The following is a 15,746-nucleotide window of genomic DNA, read 5'->3' as shown; positions in this document are numbered from 1 at the left end:
TTCTGACTTATCCTAGAGGGATAAGGGCAAGATCCTGGGTTTTTCGCAGCAAAATAGCTGAGCTTGATAAAGCGAACTTAGCAATTGAAATACTCAAAATTCAATCACTTAATCGTGTATCAAGGACTTTTTTAACGTCAGTTCGAGATAAGCCGAACCGCCCATTATTGCGTGCGCGACGCGCACGCAATAATGGGCTTTTTCGAGTGCCGCGCTTCGCGCGGCACTCGAAAAAGCCCTTAACCCGAAGCCTGGAGGAGGCTTTAGTGCTCCTGAACAGAATTCTATATCTTGTGCGGAATAATTATTTTCTATGCGGTAGTTCCTAGCAGAATGCCTGATGTTCACCTCTTCCCATAGAGAATGCGGGTTGCTCCAGATATCGCTCTGGGTTGAGCCCTACTTCCCTATGGGAATTTTTGTACGCGGCTCAACTCACTTCAAGCGCAGTACTAGAAAAAACTCTAAAACCCAGATTTTTTCGTTGTAGAAGCGAAGCCTTTACAACGAAAAAATCTGGGTTGGATGTTGGATGATGCCTGTCACTTAAAGGGAATTAAGCAGGCTCATCAATCCGTTTAATGTGCCCTGTGCTGCCATCCATCTCAACCCAATCTCCATCCTTCAGCCATTGGATCAAACCAGGAATCGATACGATCGCCGGAATTCCCATTTCCCGAGACACAATAGCCGAGTGTGACAATAGGCTACCTCGCTCTACCAGCAACCCAGCTGCTCCAGGAAACAGCAGAATCCAGCCCGGATCCGTTCGTTCGGCGACCAGAATACGGCCGGGTTGTAGCACCGCATTTTTAGGATCGGTGATGACCTGAACAGGAGCACGAACAATACCGGGGCAACAGCCGAGGCCCTGGTAAGTAAGTGAGGAGGTAGCTGGCTGGCTGGTTGGCTGAGTGAACGGGGTCAGGGGCAGCGGGTGAACGGGGCCGTAGGTCGTAAAGCGATCGCCCGCTGATGGCATTTGATGATAACGGTCAAACTCGGCTTTGCGGAGGGCGACCATCCCCTTCAGGTCGGTGCAGGTGGCAGTACCGTCGTTGTAGCCGAGAATTTCCTCCAGGTTGAGGTAGAAGATGTCGCGGGGGTGATCAAGGACATCCAGGGCGAAGAGACGCTGACCTATTTCTACAAAGATACGGCGAACGCGACCAAACACTCGGGTGCGCTCGAACCGAAGGTTTTCGCGATCGCGCACCCGATCCCGAGCATTTCGCAACACCCAATTAAAAAGGCGTCGTCGGAGGGGGCGGGAGCGCAGATGTTGATGAACGAGAATTTCAGCTTGTTCGCGGAGGGAGACAGGGGGACGAGGGCGCAGGGGCGCAGAGGAGTGAGAGGTATGGCGGGCCAGGTGGCCGATAGAACGGAGAAGCATGAGGGGATCGTCGTGGAGGGTAGGGCTTTCGAGTTTGAGTTCCTCCAGACAGCGATCGCCAAATTTCTCCAGATATTCCTTATAGGCTGATTGGAAGCCGGGTAGAGTTGTCATGGCTTGCTCAATTTGGAATTGGGAGCCACACAGCAGAGTTTCGACAAAGTTGGGATGAAGGGCGGCCAGATCTGCCATTTGGCGCACCCGTTGGGCGGGCTCGGCGCTAATCATACCGCCTTCGCCGCTCACCAAGTCATTCTGTAGGGTACCTGCTGTATCGCCACACCAGGCAACCGTTAGCTTTCGCAGCACACCGTAGAAAATCATGGCGAAAAAGTCATTCACCAGAGGTGCATCCCAGCGGGTGAGGAGCTTTTGTTCAAGGGTCTGGTAGTAGGCAATTAATTCATCCAGACGCCATTGGGCAAGGGTGTTGGGGGGTAGCTCCAGGGCGTCGTTTAGGCGGTGGTAGAACTGCTGAATCTGGCGGGGTAGAGTACGATAATTGCTCACCAGACCCATCAAGGTGTTGAGGAGCCGTATGCTGTCCTGTACTTTGTCGCGGAAAGTGCTGGATTCGAGCGATCGCAACACATCTGCCGGAAGTTCCTCCCGCACCCCCATCATCTGCTCCATAAACCGCCGATTCACCCGGAAGCCAGGGAGCAGCGCCAAAACTCGGTACCAATTCAACAGGTTGTAATAGATGCGACCCCGCACCAGGCCCAACATACAACGAAACGTGGTGTCATGACGGGCGATCGCTCCCTCAGGCACCCGCATCAGTCGGCAAAATTCGCGGTATACCGCTTCATAGGCACGACGAGCAAAAGAAAATGTCAGTGGCGTCGTAATACCGCCGTAGCTCTCGGCAATATTGCTGTTATCCCAAATTTGGAGTGGGCCATCCGGATCTGCCATCTGTGCCAGGGTCGTGATCGGGCGTGACTGCAGGAGCCAGAGTTGACCGCTGCCATCAATCGCCCACTCAACATCCTGAGGACGGCCAAAATGCTGGGCCGTATGACGGGCAAGGGCTGCGATCGCCTGGGCTTGCTCTGCTGTCAACACCCGCTCATCCACTAATGCCTGATGGGAAAGAATTTCTCCATCACGGCTCACCTGCCAGGTTTCCGCATCAGCCTCCCCGGACACCAGAGCATCCCCCAGACCACGCACTGCCGACACCAGCGCCACCCCTCGCCGTCCCGTCACCGGATCTGCACTAAACGCTACCCCGGCGCACTCGGCCTGTACCATCCGCTGTACCAGCACTGCGGGAGGTTGTGGTACCTCTGATAAACCATGCTCCAGTCGGTAGGCTAGAAGGCGATCGCTAAACCCCGAACGCCACACCTCCACAATTTTCTCCGGCACATCCTCCAGCTCAACGTTTAGGAAACTCTCCAATTGCCCAGCAAAGGAATGAGCCAATCCATCCTCATCTAGAGCAGATGAACGTACCGCCACTAATTCCCCATTGGGGCATAAGTGCCCCAATGCTCCTACCAACTCTGCCCGTATCGCTACGGGCCAATTTACCTGAGCCGGTACTTTAGAGCGATCGCCCTGCCCCCATACTTGTGCCTCTGTTAAACACGCTTCAAACGCTGCTGTTGTGACAACAAACCATTCAGGAATAGGCAAGTTTGCTTGGGAAAGAAGGGCGAGCGATCGGGCTTTTCCTCCCAATTGGGATAATGCCTCAGAAGCTTGATGAGACGAAAGTATCAATGCTGAAGAATCAAGACCCGGGATAGTATTTTTCATACCCATTCAACTTAAAAGATAGAGTTCAGCAAACGAGCATTATCGAACGCTCAACACCCAGGGGACGATTCCCAAACCGGCATACACGACTAACGTCCCCACCCCTGCAAGCAGCTCAAATCCCTTTGCCCAGGCCTTCACGGGGTAACTCAAAAACCGCCAACTCACGACCATCGCTGCCGTTAACAAGAACAACAAAGCCAATGCCACCAACGGTAGTTCTTGAATGGGCCAGGCAGCTCCTAGAGTGGCGATCGCCATTCCTGCCATCGCCCCCAACCATGCCAATACCGCCGCAGACCTTCCCCACAAGGCCGTATAAGTCTCGACTCCCTTTTCCTCATCCTGGGGCGCACGGATTTTTCGGCCCAGCTCAATTACCAATCCATTAAAAAAGCTGACTGCCCAAAAACCACCCAACGCTAACGACGGTGTAATTTTGTCCGGCACCCAATAGCACGCACTGGCGAACAACGCCATCAAGGGCATAATGACCATGTGTGACAGCATGTAGATGACCGGATGTACTTTCAACCAGTGCGGGACAAAAAACTCTTGCCGCATGAGCAGCATGTAGCCCCACACCAGGAGCAGCAGAAATACGAGCGATCGCCCCAACGTTATCGCGAAACCAAACTGGATGACCGCTGCAGCGATCGCCGCCACCCCCAATTCCTGTAAACTCACCAAACCCCGAGGTACTGCACGATAAGGACGATACCGTAGATCATCGGCATAATCTTTAAACTCATCGCAAACCCGTAATTGAAAAAAGAATAGAAATAGAACGACAAACGCAATCAGGATAGAGCTTGTAAGAGAAAAAGACGTGTTAGAGCTCGGTAAAAGCAACGCGGTATACCCAACCGCTGAAGCTGCAAACACCGCAATTAATAATCCATTTTTGAAAGGTGGAAATCGCTCTTGTAAATAAATCCACCAGCGTGACGACTCAGCCATAGGAGCAGTCAATCCTGCAATGTAATACTTTTTATATGCCTATTCCTGTTCAGGCTCACGTCCACGGGCTAACCGTTGGTGGGCTCGGGTAAACTCTCCCGAAGCCAGCGCACCAATAATGGACAGTTCCCCAGCCAGCAACAAGCCTGCACACACTTCTGCAAAGGCGCGGGCATGACCACTACCTGCCAGGCCCATCAATTGTAAACAAGCCTGTTGGCTGGGAAGACTGGTGCCACCGCCAACCGTTCCCACAATCAAATTAGGCACGGTTACACAGGCATACAGGTCGTCGGCTGCCGTTACCTCAAACCGAGTCACCCCAATTGCCGACTCCGCCACACAGGCCACATCTTGACCACAGGCCAGATACAACGCCGCCAGACCGTTGGCGTAGTGCCCCTGCACCCCAATGGTGCCTGTAAGAGTACCACCGATCGCTGACATCCGCCAATAATTTTCCATCGCCCGAGGCGTCGTATGCAGGTGCTTCTCCACCAGGGCTCCAGGCAACAACACCTCTGCCGTTACCTTTTTGCCCCGCACCGATAGGAATGATTGGGCACTGGCCTTCTTATCTCCAGATAAATTGGCCTCTACAAAGCTGTATTGGGGTTGAATGGGAGTATTTTCATGGATGTAATGACAGATGGCTTCCGTGGCGATCGTCACCATATTTTGCCCGGCCGCATCACCCGTGGTGAACTGGAATTCCAGGTAAACGTGGTTGCCTTCCACCGTCAAACGTATATCGACCAGTTCGCCGTGGCGGGTAGTGGACTCAGCAATTTGCTTAAAGGTAGGTTGTTGGGCGATCGCCCACATCATAAACTTCCCGGCTTCTGATAAGCTGCGAAACGCAAAGCCTGGCGCACGGGTCACCCCTTCTGTCAGTAACAGCGACGAGCAACCGCCTGCTGCTGTCATCAGTTGCGCCCCTCGATTGTAGGAAGCCACCAACGCTGCTTCCGTTGTAGCGAGAGGAATGTAATAACTCCCCTGCGCATAGAGCCCATTTACCTGCAAAGGCCCTGCAATACCAACAGGGATTTTGACGGTGCCAATGAAATTTTCAATATGGCGGCGATAGCAGTCCATGTGGCCAATCGTGATGGGGTCAGCGATCGCCCCCTGCACCTCCGCTGATGCATTCAAAACCTGCCAACGCTTAGCGATCGCCTCGGGAGTCATGCGAGCCCCCCCGGGTATTCGGGATGTGACTTCTGCAACTCGGGGTTGCAAACGTTCTTCGAGTTGCTCAAAGTTACCAACTTTCAGCAATTCATCTAAATAATGGGCAGCCTGACGGTAGTGAGTAGACATAACCGAGCGTAGGACAAAAGTTTGAGAGGAGATATGTCTAAGGTATTCCCTTCAAACTGAAATACGGTCGGGTCAGGTACCAATTCCTCAAACTGAACACTGTACCTAGGGTTTGACAGCAGGCGCTTTGCACAAGTTCACAAAGTATCTGCCCATAACAAAACCAAAATTTGTAGGCCCTAAGTGAACCTGAGTTCGGGTTAAGGGCATTTTCGAGTGCCGCGCGCTGCGCGGCACTCGAAAACGCTCATTTTGGCGTGTGCTTTGCGCACGCCAAAATGGGCACTTCAGCTTATCCCGAACTGAGGTTAAGTGAATTAATGCTTGAGGCAGTGTGTTTTTTCTAGCAAAGGCGATTCACTCAAAGTGGGGTTGCGATCGCACCATTTCAGGCAACTCATCAGTGAATGGGCAGGAAAGACAGTTATGCCACTTTGGTTACAAGCAGGTTTGTGGGGGCTCTTGGCCGGATCAGCGCTACTACTGGGTGCAGCCGTAGGGTATTACACTAGAATTTCCCAACGAGTGATTGCGGCTATTATGGCCTTCGGTGCCGGGGTATTAATCTCGGCTCTGGCCTTTGAGCTGATGGATGAAGCCTTTAGCCGGGGTGGCTTTGACTCCACAGCGATCGGGTTCCTCTTAGGGGCAGCAATTTACACCGCAGTAAACCTTTACCTGGAGCAGCGCGGGGCAAAGCACCGCAAGCGTTCAGGCGGCCACCAAGCCCAGGAGGATGAGCAAGAGGGAAGTGGTCTGGCGATCGCCGTAGGCGCCCTTCTCGACGGTATTCCTGAATCGATTGCCATTGGCATCAGCATGATTGAGGGGGGCGTGGTCAGTTGGGTAACGGTAGCAGCAGTTTTTCTCTCCAATGTGCCCGAAGGGCTGTCCAGTGCAGCAGGGATGAAGCGGGCCGGGCGATCGCTGAAGTACGTCTTCGGTGTTTGGGGCAGTATTGCAATTCTGTCAGGACTTGCCGCATTGTTGGGGGATGCTGTCTTCAGCCATTTTTCAGCAGAAGTTATTGCAGCCACGATTGCGATCGCTGCTGGTGGCATCCTGGCAATGATTGCCGATACGATGATGCCCGAAGCCTTTGAAAAAGCTCATGAGTTTACAGGTTTGATCACCGTATGCGGTTTTCTGGCTGCATTTGCCTTGAGCAAGCTAGGTGGCTGATCGGGGATTAAATTGGGTTTCTCAAATATGTGGCAGCAATTCTCATTTTGGAATCCAACCCGAAAATAGCCCACCTTCGGCGGGCTATTTTCGGGCTTCAAAGCTGAGAGTTCGTGCCCTTCGGGCACGAACTCTCAGCTTTGAAGCCCGTACTGAGAATTGCTGAATATGTGGATGGAGTGTGACGGGGCATAAAGTGTTCCTTCACACATCTGGAACACCAGCATTAACTCGGGCAGAAATTACTCCCCGAAAAACACCATCTCTAAAACTCAATTTTCTCCGTTGCTGAATATAGCGCTGTGCACGTTGATTAAGTACGGTGGTGTGGGGCACGAAGTGCCCCACACCACCGTTGCTGTACTTAACGCACTTGCACATCGCTATAGAGCTATGAAATGAGATGTATGTCCTACCAGATTGTTGGGACTGTCTATGAACAGATGTAAGATATGAGCCATGCCACGTTTCTCAACCTTAAAATGAAATAGAAAAATACAAACTTTCAGTATTTTTACGAGTTAAATCATGAGTTTTATAGCTCTCCAAAATAAATTTTAGACCACTGTAATACTGACTTTACATACAAAATCTGAGCAAATCAGGACTGTTCCTGTTGCATCCAGTGATCGGAAATATAGCAATTTCAAAAGGTTTTGAGAGATAGATTGATCTGCACCGACTCCACTTCTCAAAACCCATCTTACAAGTTATTTAGGACTGACATAAAACGGGCTTATGTAAATACACGGAAAAGTTTTATTAAAGTATTTTCGAGAAATTAGTACCGGAATTCTTGCAGTTTTAGGGGCTTCAGGGAAGCTTTTTACTCGTTCTTTAGATTAAAGAAACATATTACAAAGTACTTGTGAATTCTTACATTAAAGAACGACCTAAGGGGGTTTACATAGATAAACTATGGGTACGTAGGTAACTCATGGGTTTTACTTCATAGCAGCACCTGAAAACATCTGTATAGACACTTAAGAGCAGCATAACCCGATTATCCGGCCCTTCAAGATGGTTCATGCGTTGTTTTGAAATTTCCTCAAGAAAAATTTTGAAGGCTAGAGAAATGGTCATTGAGTTGCAAAAGATTGATGTTGTTGGAAACGGCAGTTCCTTTCCAAGCTATTTGGCAAGTGCTAACGGTACTCTTTTCTTTGGAGCTGTAGATACTGTTAATGGTGTAGAAGATTATGAATTGTATTATTTGGACAGCACCAATACTCCTGTAAAGATTGATGTGAACCCTATCGGTAGTTCCTATGCTCGTTCCTTTGTAAGTATTAATGACGCGGTATTTTTTAGTGGTGTTGGTGTCACTCGTGATTGGGAACTTTACTATCTAGACGAAAATAAGAGCCCCATCAAGATTGACGCCAACTTAACAGGTAGCTCTTATCCAAACCAGCTGTTTAACTATAACGGCACCTTATTTTTTCAAGCGACTGACGTGAATGAAAATGAAGACTATGAGCTTTGGTATTTAAACGCTAATGGTACCCCTGTAGAAATTGATATCAATCCTGCAGGTAGCTCATTTCCCACCTCTTTCGTCAATGTCAATAACACTTTATATTTCTCAGCAAACGTCAATAATGATTATGAGTTGTATTACCTTGATAGTTCCAACAACCCAGTCGCAATTGGCATTAACCAGAGTGGTAGCTCTTTTCCCCAGTTCTTGACTAACGTTAATGGCACTCTATTTTTCCAGGCTGTTGACACGACAGGCGATTATGAACTTTATTATTTAGACGCCAACAAAGTTCCCACCAAGATTGATATCAATCCTACAGGCAGTTCTTTTCCTCAATATTTGGCGAATGTAGAAGGTCGGCTATTCTTTCAGGGTACGGATGATAACGGGGATATAGAACTGTATTACTTAAGGCCAGACAATACACCCGTTAAACTTGATATCAGTGCAACAGGAAGTTCTACACCTAAATTCCTAACAAGCTTCAACGGTAAGTTATTCTTTCAAGCAACAGTTGATGGCGACACCGAACTGTATTACTTAGATACGAATAACAACCCAGTCAAAATTGATATCAATCAATCTGCCAGTTCTTCTCCAAAGGGATTTACAGTTGTCAACGACAACCTATTCTTTCAAGCTACAGATACCAATGGTGATGTAGAACTTTACCAACTGTTGGACAGGCTCGGCATTGATAGTGTGAGTTTGCCAGGCGATCGCACCTATACCATCGGGGAAAACCTGGACTTTACCGTTACCTTTTCAAAAGCAGTCACCATTAACTTAGGTGGTGGGAGCGTTCGTATTCCCATTACTCTCGATAGTGGTGAGGTTGTCTACGCTACGCTCGTAGGAGATGGTACATCGGCGACCAGACATACCTTCCGGTACACCGTCAGCAACGGCCAGTTAGACACTAATGGTATTACCGTAGGAACTAGCCTGGAGTTAACCGGTAATGCCACAGTTCGTGATAGCGCAAACACCAATAGCCCTCTCACGTTCCCCCCTTTGGGAACCACTGCGGGTATTCAAATCGATGGTATAGCTCCTAGCGTTACGGGTGTTGCCTTACCCGCTAATAACATTTATCAGGTGGGGCAAAACCTGAACTTTACCATTACCTTTTCAGAAGCCGTAACGCTGAATACGAGCAACGGAACACCGAAACTTTCCCTGATTCTGGCAAACCGTGCCGTCAACGCAACCTACATCTCCGGAAACGGTAGCAACACATTACTGTTCCGCTACACCGTGGCTGAAGGTGATTTAGATAGTGATGGTATTGTTTTGGGTACAGCCCTTGTATTGGATGGAAGTACCATCCGTGATGCGAACGGCAATAACGCGTCTCTGGCTTTAAATGGAATTCCTTCCACAAGCGGTATTCTAATTGGATCTGATGAACCCAGTATCTTATTGGTGGAAGCACCGAATGCAGGCCGTTACCGGGCCGATCAGGCTCTTGATTTTACGCTCAATTTCAGTGAAGTGGTGAATGTCAATACTGATAACGGTATCCCATCGTTAGGACTGAACTTGAATAGCGGGCTAGCCAATGCTGTCTACGTTTCAGGTACAGGTACTAAGCAACTGGTCTTCCGTTACACCGTAGCCAGTACAGATTCAGATACTGATGGCATCACCCTGGACACCCTTAATCTGAATGGCGCAACCCTTCAGGACGCATCAAATCATAATGCCGTCCTGACACTTCCTGGAAGCCCGAATACCAGTGGCATTCTTATCGATACGACCGCTCCTACAGTTAGTGTGGTAGCTGTTTCCCCGGTTGTACAAGATGGGCGCGACAATGTTGCAACCAGCAGCCTGAGCTTTACATTCAATGAATCGGTGACAGGGGTTGACATTGCAGATGTATCTCTCACTCGTAATGGAGTCGCCCTTAACCTGGCAGGAGCAACCTTAACTGCTAACAGCAGCCAGACAAGCTATACCCTGAGCAATCTGACAGGTCTAACCACTCTGGATGGTTCGTACACGCTCAGTATTCTGGCAACAAGCTCTGGTATTGCCGATTTGGCAGGCAATCTTTTGGCTACAGGAGCGGCCGTTTCCTGGAAGCGAGGCACAATGGCCTTGGCTCCTGCCAACATCAATTTCTCTGGAGGGTCTGTAGGTCGCCGTTTCACGGGAAAGTCAGGTAATGAAACCATCCTGGGTACGCGGGCGAATGACACTCTTTCTGGAGCAGGGGGTAACGATACAATCCGAGGATTAGAGGGCAATGACCTTCTAAATGGTGAGATTGGTTCAGATGTAATCTTCGGTGGAGCCGGCAACGATCGACTGCTTGCCAGAGTAGGTAACGATCAGCTCTCAGGCGATGCTGGAAATGATCTGCTTCAGGGGGATGCTGGAAATGACCTATTGAATGGCGGAGATGGTAACGATATTCTCGTCGGTGGTTTGGGAACCGATACCTTAACAGGCGGATTGGGAACCGATGCTTTCCGTTACAACAGCCTGACTGAAAAAGGTGATATTATCCGTGGCTTCCAGGTAGGGCAGGATGTCATTGATTTGTCACCGTTGTTCCGTACAACTCCGTTCCGTACGGGTACACCCTTTGCCCGGTTTGACCGCTATGTGCGGCTATCGGCATCAGGTACCTCTACCCGTATACAAATCGATCAGGATGGTGTTGGGGCTGGCACCACATTTGTGACTTTGGCAACCTTGGAAAATGTTCGAGTGGGCCAACTCACAAGTCGTAATTTCGCGATCGCCTAAGCTTACAAAGCTTACAGCAATGTGCAAGTGCATTAAGTCCAGTGGGATGGGAACGAAACACCCAACTGGACTTAATCAGCGCGCATAGCGCTATATAACTCCAGCCATTGCTATTAGAAGGAAGAGGGGGATGGCCCAACCACAATGGCTATTGCTATACAAATTGGGGCGTTGCTGAATGGAGCAATGAAATGAGATGTGGAACTGCGGTTCCACATCTCATTTCATTGCTAGCAAATCGGTAATGAGGATAAGCTATAGCACCAGCAGCAACGCTGTATATCCACCGGCTCCAAGAACAAACGACCAGAAGCGACTTTCTCTTTCTTCGGGGAGTTCTTCCTTCAACACGTTGAGCACGACACCTCCTGCAAGAAATGCGAATAGCATTGCGATCGCTGCCTCCGAAAGCTCAGTTGCACTGCCAATCACCCATCCGGCGATGATGGCAGCGGCTAAAATCCAGCGACCGGTATGGTCGTACATTTTTTTGTGGTGTTCACGCAATCCATGATCATTCACAACAAAATGTAGGGCCATGGCGATCGCAAAGAACAACAGGCTCATCAGCCCTGGCACTTCCCGATGGACTAGAAGATAACCGATGAGCATGTTATAGGCTGTAAAAGACGCTATGTGAAGCCAGAACACTCCGGCACTGGTGGTGTCGCCATGGCCTGTATCACGATTGCGCCGCCGCGATACTTTAGCCACGCGTTCTAACCCATAAAAAATAATCAACCCAAGCAACGCGACCAAATAAACGTGATGCTCCAAATAGGCCAGGTTTTCATCCAGGCTGCGTTGAACGGATTCCTGGGCCTCGCTCAAATCTGGCAAGACATGCACAAATACATAGGCAACGGATACACCACTGCCAATCGATAGCCAGCGGCTTCGAGGAACCGTACCCAAGAATCGCAATCGCCCTGAAAAGAGGTGAACGAGAGCCAGGGTTACGGCAAACAGGCCTGTTATAGGAATTAAGTTGATGGAAGCTACTGGAGCTTCGGCCGCGATCGCAAACATGGGTCAAGCCAGGATCCAATTAATCTCTAGCTTGGCTAAATTCCGCGATTAATGAGTCTTCCAATCAGCTGATTTTGCTGCGGTTTCTCATTTAAGCGATGAAATTGGGCAGTCCAAAGCACTGCCTAATTTCATAGTTATTTAATTAGACCGAACATGCGTTTGCATACGCTTCCATTTCTGTGTCAGCACACCCTGGCTAGGGCTGAACAGCAGAGCCAGGATGAAAAAGCTGAACACAACCAGGGCGATCGCCGGACCTGATGGCCAGTCGAAATAATAGCTGGCATACATTCCGATCACAGTCGCGATCGCCCCTAACACACCCCCTAAAATCATCATCAGGTGTAGCTCTTTAACCAGCAGGTAAGCCGCAATCGCAGGCCCGATCATTAACGCAATAACCAGAATTACACCCACCGTATGCATTCCAGCAATGATGGTCATGGTAATTCCGGCCATCAAACCCGTGTTCAGCAGGCTTACCGGAAGTCCCATAGCCTCTGCTCCAGACCGGTCAAAGGTAAAAAAGAGAAGCTCTTTATAAAACAACTTAATGAGCAGCAGCACAACCGCAGCGATCGCCCCTGTGCGCAAAGCATCTACCAACGTAACGCTGAGAATGTCACCAAATAGCAACCCCTCCAGATCCAAGCGGGTACGGAGGGTCGTGAGCAAGAGAATTCCCAGACCAAAAAAGCTGGAAAAGATGAGCGCCATCGCAGCATCCGCCTTGACTCGTGTTTGATGGCGAATCCAATTGATTAAAAAGGTACTGAGTAGACCAGAGATAAAGGCCCCAATTGCCAGCTGCACGTTTAGGAAGTGAGCGATCGCCAAGCCTGGCATGACTGCATGGGCAATCACATCTCCCAACAAGGCCATTCGCAACACAATCAAATAACTACCCACTACCGGGCAGAGGAAACCAACTAAGACCCCTACCAGAAGCGCGTTTCGCATGAATTCATAAGCGAAGGGGTCAAGCAGCAGGTTTAGCATTGCAGAAACGATTGCCCTTAGACGAGGTTCGAATACGGTAAAGGCAAATGGACATTCGCCTGATTAAGTTTTGCAGAGGCGGCCAACCGACCTCCAGAGTTAACAGAACAAAAAAGCTTCTTCCGCTCGCTGAGCAGGAGTCAAATTAGAACCATAGGCCCGCTGAATGTTTTCCAGGGTCATCACTTGATCAGGATGATCGTTGGCCAGTAGCTGGCGGTTGAGGAGCAGGAGGCGATCGTATCGACGCAACGCATCACCCCACTCGTGGCTGCACACCAGCAAGGTTTTACCCAAACTCTTCAGCTCGTCAAACACACGAAGCATGATCGCCTCGGTTTTACGATCAATGCCCGTGAAAGGCTCGTCAAAGAAAAACAAATCAGCCTCTTGGGCCAGGGCTCGGGCGAGGAAAACACGCTGTTGCTGCCCACCCGAAAGCTCACCAATTTGGCGGTTACGCAGCTGCAACATTTCCACCCGATCTAGCGCTTCCAGGGCGCGCCGTTGGGCTGACGGGCTGGGAGAACGAAACCATCCTAGAGACGGCGTTTGAGCCATCATCACTACGTTCCAGGCTGTGATGGGATAATCCCAATCAATTTGCGATCGCTGGGGCACATAGGCGATCCGATGCCGCAGTCGTCGTACTGGATGCTCATGAAACAAAATTTGCCCGTCGTTGACCGGAATCAGCCCAAGAAGCGCCTTTAGCAGCGTGCTTTTACCGGCACCATTGGGACCAATCAGCCCTACCAGCTCACCGGGATGCAGCTTGAACTGTACGTTTTCAAGCGCCTGAACGCTTCGATAGTTGACAGACAAATTTTGAACTTCTAACATGAACCCGAGTTGGGATGAGAATCATTCTCACAAGATCATAGCAGACCCTCTCGGAAGCGGCAAAGATCATGCAGCACTTCTTATATCGGCCCGCCCAAGCCTGGAAATGGACAGCGATCGCGCTCATCGTGACTCTAGCCACCAGTTGCACGCCAACCTCCAGCACGTCCGGAGAAGCCGCGTCCTCCACTCAAGAGGATCGCCCTGATGTCGTTGCGAGCTCAAGCGTTGTCTGCGATTTAGTCCAGCAACTCGCCCAGGATACGATTCAGCTCACCTGTCTGATTGACCCGGGACAAGACCCCCATACTTACGAGCCGACGCCTTCTGACCGCCGTGCCATTGATGATGCCGACTTGATTCTTTACGAGGGGTACAACTACGCCCCTGACATTATTCGACTGGTGACATCAACCACCAACTCGGCTCCGAAAGTGGCGGTTTATGAAGAAGCCGTACCCAAACCCTTGATGGGTCAGGGTCATGACCATGAGCATGAGGCAGACGAACCAGGCCACGCAGAAGCCGAAGACGAGCATGGTCATGAAACTGACACAGCAAACGCTGGAGACGTTGAAACCCCAGACCCGCACGTTTGGCACGACGCCGAGAATGGGGTGGCTATCGTCAAGGTGCTTGAAGAAAACCTGGCAGCGATCGCCCCAACCCATGCCGCTCAGTACGAAGCCAATGCCGCTAAGCTGACGGAGCAATTGTCAGGAATTCATACCTGGATTAAAGCGCAAGTCAGCACAGTTCCCCCAGCAAATCGCAAATTAGTGACGCCTCACGATGCGTTTCACTATTTCGCAGCCGCCTATGGCTTTTCTGTGGGAGGAACCTTAAGTGGCCTCAGCACATCTGAAGAGGTCGCCGCAGGAAATCTGACAGACCTGGTGGATGAGGTGAAATCGGCAGGTGTCCCAGCCATTTTTGCTGAAGCAACCACCAATCCTAAAAGCATCGAGGCGATCGCCCGAAACGCCGGAGTCACCGTTGCCCCTCAACCCCTCTATGTCGAAGGCCCAACCGGTCCCAACACAGCCGTAGATCATTATCAGACCATGTTGGTGACCAATACCTGCACCATCGTCAACGCGCTTGGAGGAACCTGTAAGCCCGAAGATGCACCTGCAGTACCCTAGAGGCTGGTTGAAAAGGTATCTACTTATAAGAAACTGAAAATTAGCGGTTTCAATTTCGGGCGATCGCAATCTCAAGCAAAAGGCAGATCCAATCTCCCTACGCATTCGGCAAAGTATAAGAGAGGGGTAAGAATTTCAATTCTGGCGTGTTCAACGGAACAGCTTGTTGAGTGGACTCCTAAATCCTAAATAACAGGCTTTCACAGAACTTGAGCAGGTACTGAAAACACTAATTTTCCGTAGATCCAGATCTGCGGAAAATTAGTTCTTATATGGGATTTTCTCAAGCAACTTCTGAAAAGTTTTTGTGGTGGTGTTGATTTTTCCTGCATAAACCACGCCAAATTAGCATCCTAAAAACTTTTTCACAGTTATGAAAAAGGGAGATCAAAATGAGCACTTCCATTGATACAACACAGCATCAAAACTACTTACAAAATGCTGAAACAGAATTTTCTCGCCTGAGCCAACAAGTGGATGCCTATCGTAAGCGAGCACAACATGCCAAAGCAACATTCTCAGCCGTATATCAGGTTGAGTTAGAGCATCTATCGGTGAAACGAAATACGGTACAACGGAAGCTACAACGGTTACAACAGGCAAACAATGCTCACTGGAATGAACTGCAACAGGATTTTGAACAAGCCTGGAATGAGTTAAATGATGCTTATTTGAGGGCGATCGCTTCATTTGAGCGTGCATAAAAAAGTAGGTGTGGTGCAAAGCGCCACACCTATCTTTGTTTAGATATCTAAATCTTTTGAATCTTCCGTAGGAAAGTGTTTGGCGTTTGCTGCGATCGCTAACCTCAAAGGGTGGAAGTTGATCCATTACAGCTTCCCTGTCCTCGCCGTCGCGC

General features: G+C 49.8%; 10 protein-coding genes. 4 read left to right on the top strand and 6 right to left on the bottom strand.

What is annotated here, in order from left to right:
* Positions 1 to 556: 556 nt before the first annotated feature.
* The 3 genes from H6F91_RS24955 to H6F91_RS24945 are packed head-to-tail and all read right to left on the bottom strand — an operon-like array spanning position 557 to position 5,446.
* Entirely contained in the window at positions 557 to 3,163 is a 2,607-nt protein-coding gene (locus H6F91_RS24955; protein WP_190770486.1) for a PEP/pyruvate-binding domain-containing protein, read from the bottom strand.
* Positions 3,164 to 3,202: 39 nt separating this feature from the next.
* The gene (locus H6F91_RS24950) at positions 3,203 to 4,123 is read right to left on the bottom strand and encodes a UbiA family prenyltransferase (protein WP_190770485.1); all 921 of its coding nucleotides are present in this window, start codon (positions 4,121 to 4,123) and stop codon (positions 3,203 to 3,205) included.
* Positions 4,124 to 4,162: 39 nt separating this feature from the next.
* Entirely contained in the window at positions 4,163 to 5,446 is a 1,284-nt protein-coding gene (locus H6F91_RS24945; RefSeq protein ID WP_190770484.1) for a hydroxymethylglutaryl-CoA reductase, read from the bottom strand.
* Positions 5,447 to 5,872: 426 nt separating this feature from the next.
* On the opposite strand from H6F91_RS24945, the gene H6F91_RS24940 reads away from it, so the two are divergent.
* Both H6F91_RS24940 and H6F91_RS24935 read left to right on the top strand, forming a co-directional pair.
* Positions 5,873 to 6,628: a ZIP family zinc transporter gene (locus H6F91_RS24940; RefSeq protein WP_190770483.1), complete on the top strand. Its 756-nt coding sequence runs from the start codon at positions 5,873 to 5,875 to the stop codon at positions 6,626 to 6,628.
* Positions 6,629 to 7,703: 1,075 nt separating this feature from the next.
* On the top strand, positions 7,704 to 10,868 hold the full coding sequence (locus tag H6F91_RS24935; protein WP_190772992.1) for a hypothetical protein: 3,165 nt from the start codon (positions 7,704 to 7,706) through the stop codon (positions 10,866 to 10,868).
* A 255-nt stretch (positions 10,869 to 11,123) separates the two neighbouring features.
* Here H6F91_RS24935 and H6F91_RS24930 read toward each other — a convergent pair whose 3' ends face one another.
* From H6F91_RS24930 to H6F91_RS24920, 3 genes are all read right to left on the bottom strand, one after another.
* Complete coding sequence (locus H6F91_RS24930; protein WP_190772993.1) at positions 11,124 to 11,897, bottom strand: hypothetical protein; 774 nt, start codon at positions 11,895 to 11,897, stop codon at positions 11,124 to 11,126.
* Between the two features lie 141 nt (positions 11,898 to 12,038).
* A complete protein-coding gene (locus H6F91_RS24925) occupies positions 12,039 to 12,899 on the bottom strand; it encodes a metal ABC transporter permease (protein ID WP_190772994.1) in 861 nt (286 codons plus the stop codon).
* A 99-nt stretch (positions 12,900 to 12,998) separates the two neighbouring features.
* Positions 12,999 to 13,742 carry an ABC transporter ATP-binding protein gene (locus H6F91_RS24920; RefSeq protein ID WP_190772995.1) on the bottom strand — a complete coding sequence of 248 codons (744 nt, stop codon included), beginning with the start codon at positions 13,740 to 13,742 and terminating at the stop codon, positions 12,999 to 13,001.
* Between the two features lie 68 nt (positions 13,743 to 13,810).
* Between H6F91_RS24920 and H6F91_RS24915 the strand changes: the two genes are divergently transcribed.
* Entirely contained in the window at positions 13,811 to 14,887 is a 1,077-nt protein-coding gene (locus H6F91_RS24915) for a zinc ABC transporter substrate-binding protein (protein ID WP_190772996.1), read from the top strand.
* A gap of 392 nt (positions 14,888 to 15,279) precedes the next feature.
* Complete coding sequence (locus tag H6F91_RS24910; protein WP_190772997.1) at positions 15,280 to 15,591, top strand: hypothetical protein; 312 nt, start codon at positions 15,280 to 15,282, stop codon at positions 15,589 to 15,591.
* Positions 15,592 to 15,746: the final 155 nt, after the last annotated feature.

Origin of the sequence: Leptolyngbya sp. FACHB-8 (assembly GCF_014695575.1) — a bacterium.
Lineage (GTDB): Bacteria > Cyanobacteriota > Cyanobacteriia > Elainellales > Elainellaceae > Vacuolonema.
Note: the sequence above shows the minus strand (reverse complement) of the source record. Positions and strands in the feature narration are given on the sequence as shown.

Bases quoted from the DNA above. Each gene is read 5' to 3' on its own strand.
- H6F91_RS24950 (WP_190770485.1), bottom strand. From the start codon at position 4,123: ATGGCTGAGTCGTCACGCTGGTGGATTTATTTACAAGAGCGATTTCCA.
- H6F91_RS24940 (WP_190770483.1), top strand. From the start codon at position 5,873: ATGCCACTTTGGTTACAAGCAGGTTTGTGGGGGCTCTTGGCCGGATCA.
- H6F91_RS24955 (WP_190770486.1), bottom strand. From the start codon at position 3,163: ATGAAAAATACTATCCCGGGTCTTGATTCTTCAGCATTGATACTTTCG.
- H6F91_RS24920 (WP_190772995.1), bottom strand. From the start codon at position 13,742: ATGTTAGAAGTTCAAAATTTGTCTGTCAACTATCGAAGCGTTCAGGCG.
- H6F91_RS24915 (WP_190772996.1), top strand. From the start codon at position 13,811: ATGCAGCACTTCTTATATCGGCCCGCCCAAGCCTGGAAATGGACAGCG.
- H6F91_RS24945 (WP_190770484.1), bottom strand. From the start codon at position 5,446: ATGTCTACTCACTACCGTCAGGCTGCCCATTATTTAGATGAATTGCTG.
- H6F91_RS24925 (WP_190772994.1), bottom strand. From the start codon at position 12,899: ATGCTAAACCTGCTGCTTGACCCCTTCGCTTATGAATTCATGCGAAAC.
- H6F91_RS24935 (WP_190772992.1), top strand. From the start codon at position 7,704: ATGGTCATTGAGTTGCAAAAGATTGATGTTGTTGGAAACGGCAGTTCC.
- H6F91_RS24930 (WP_190772993.1), bottom strand. From the start codon at position 11,897: ATGTTTGCGATCGCGGCCGAAGCTCCAGTAGCTTCCATCAACTTAATT.
- H6F91_RS24910 (WP_190772997.1), top strand. From the start codon at position 15,280: ATGAGCACTTCCATTGATACAACACAGCATCAAAACTACTTACAAAAT.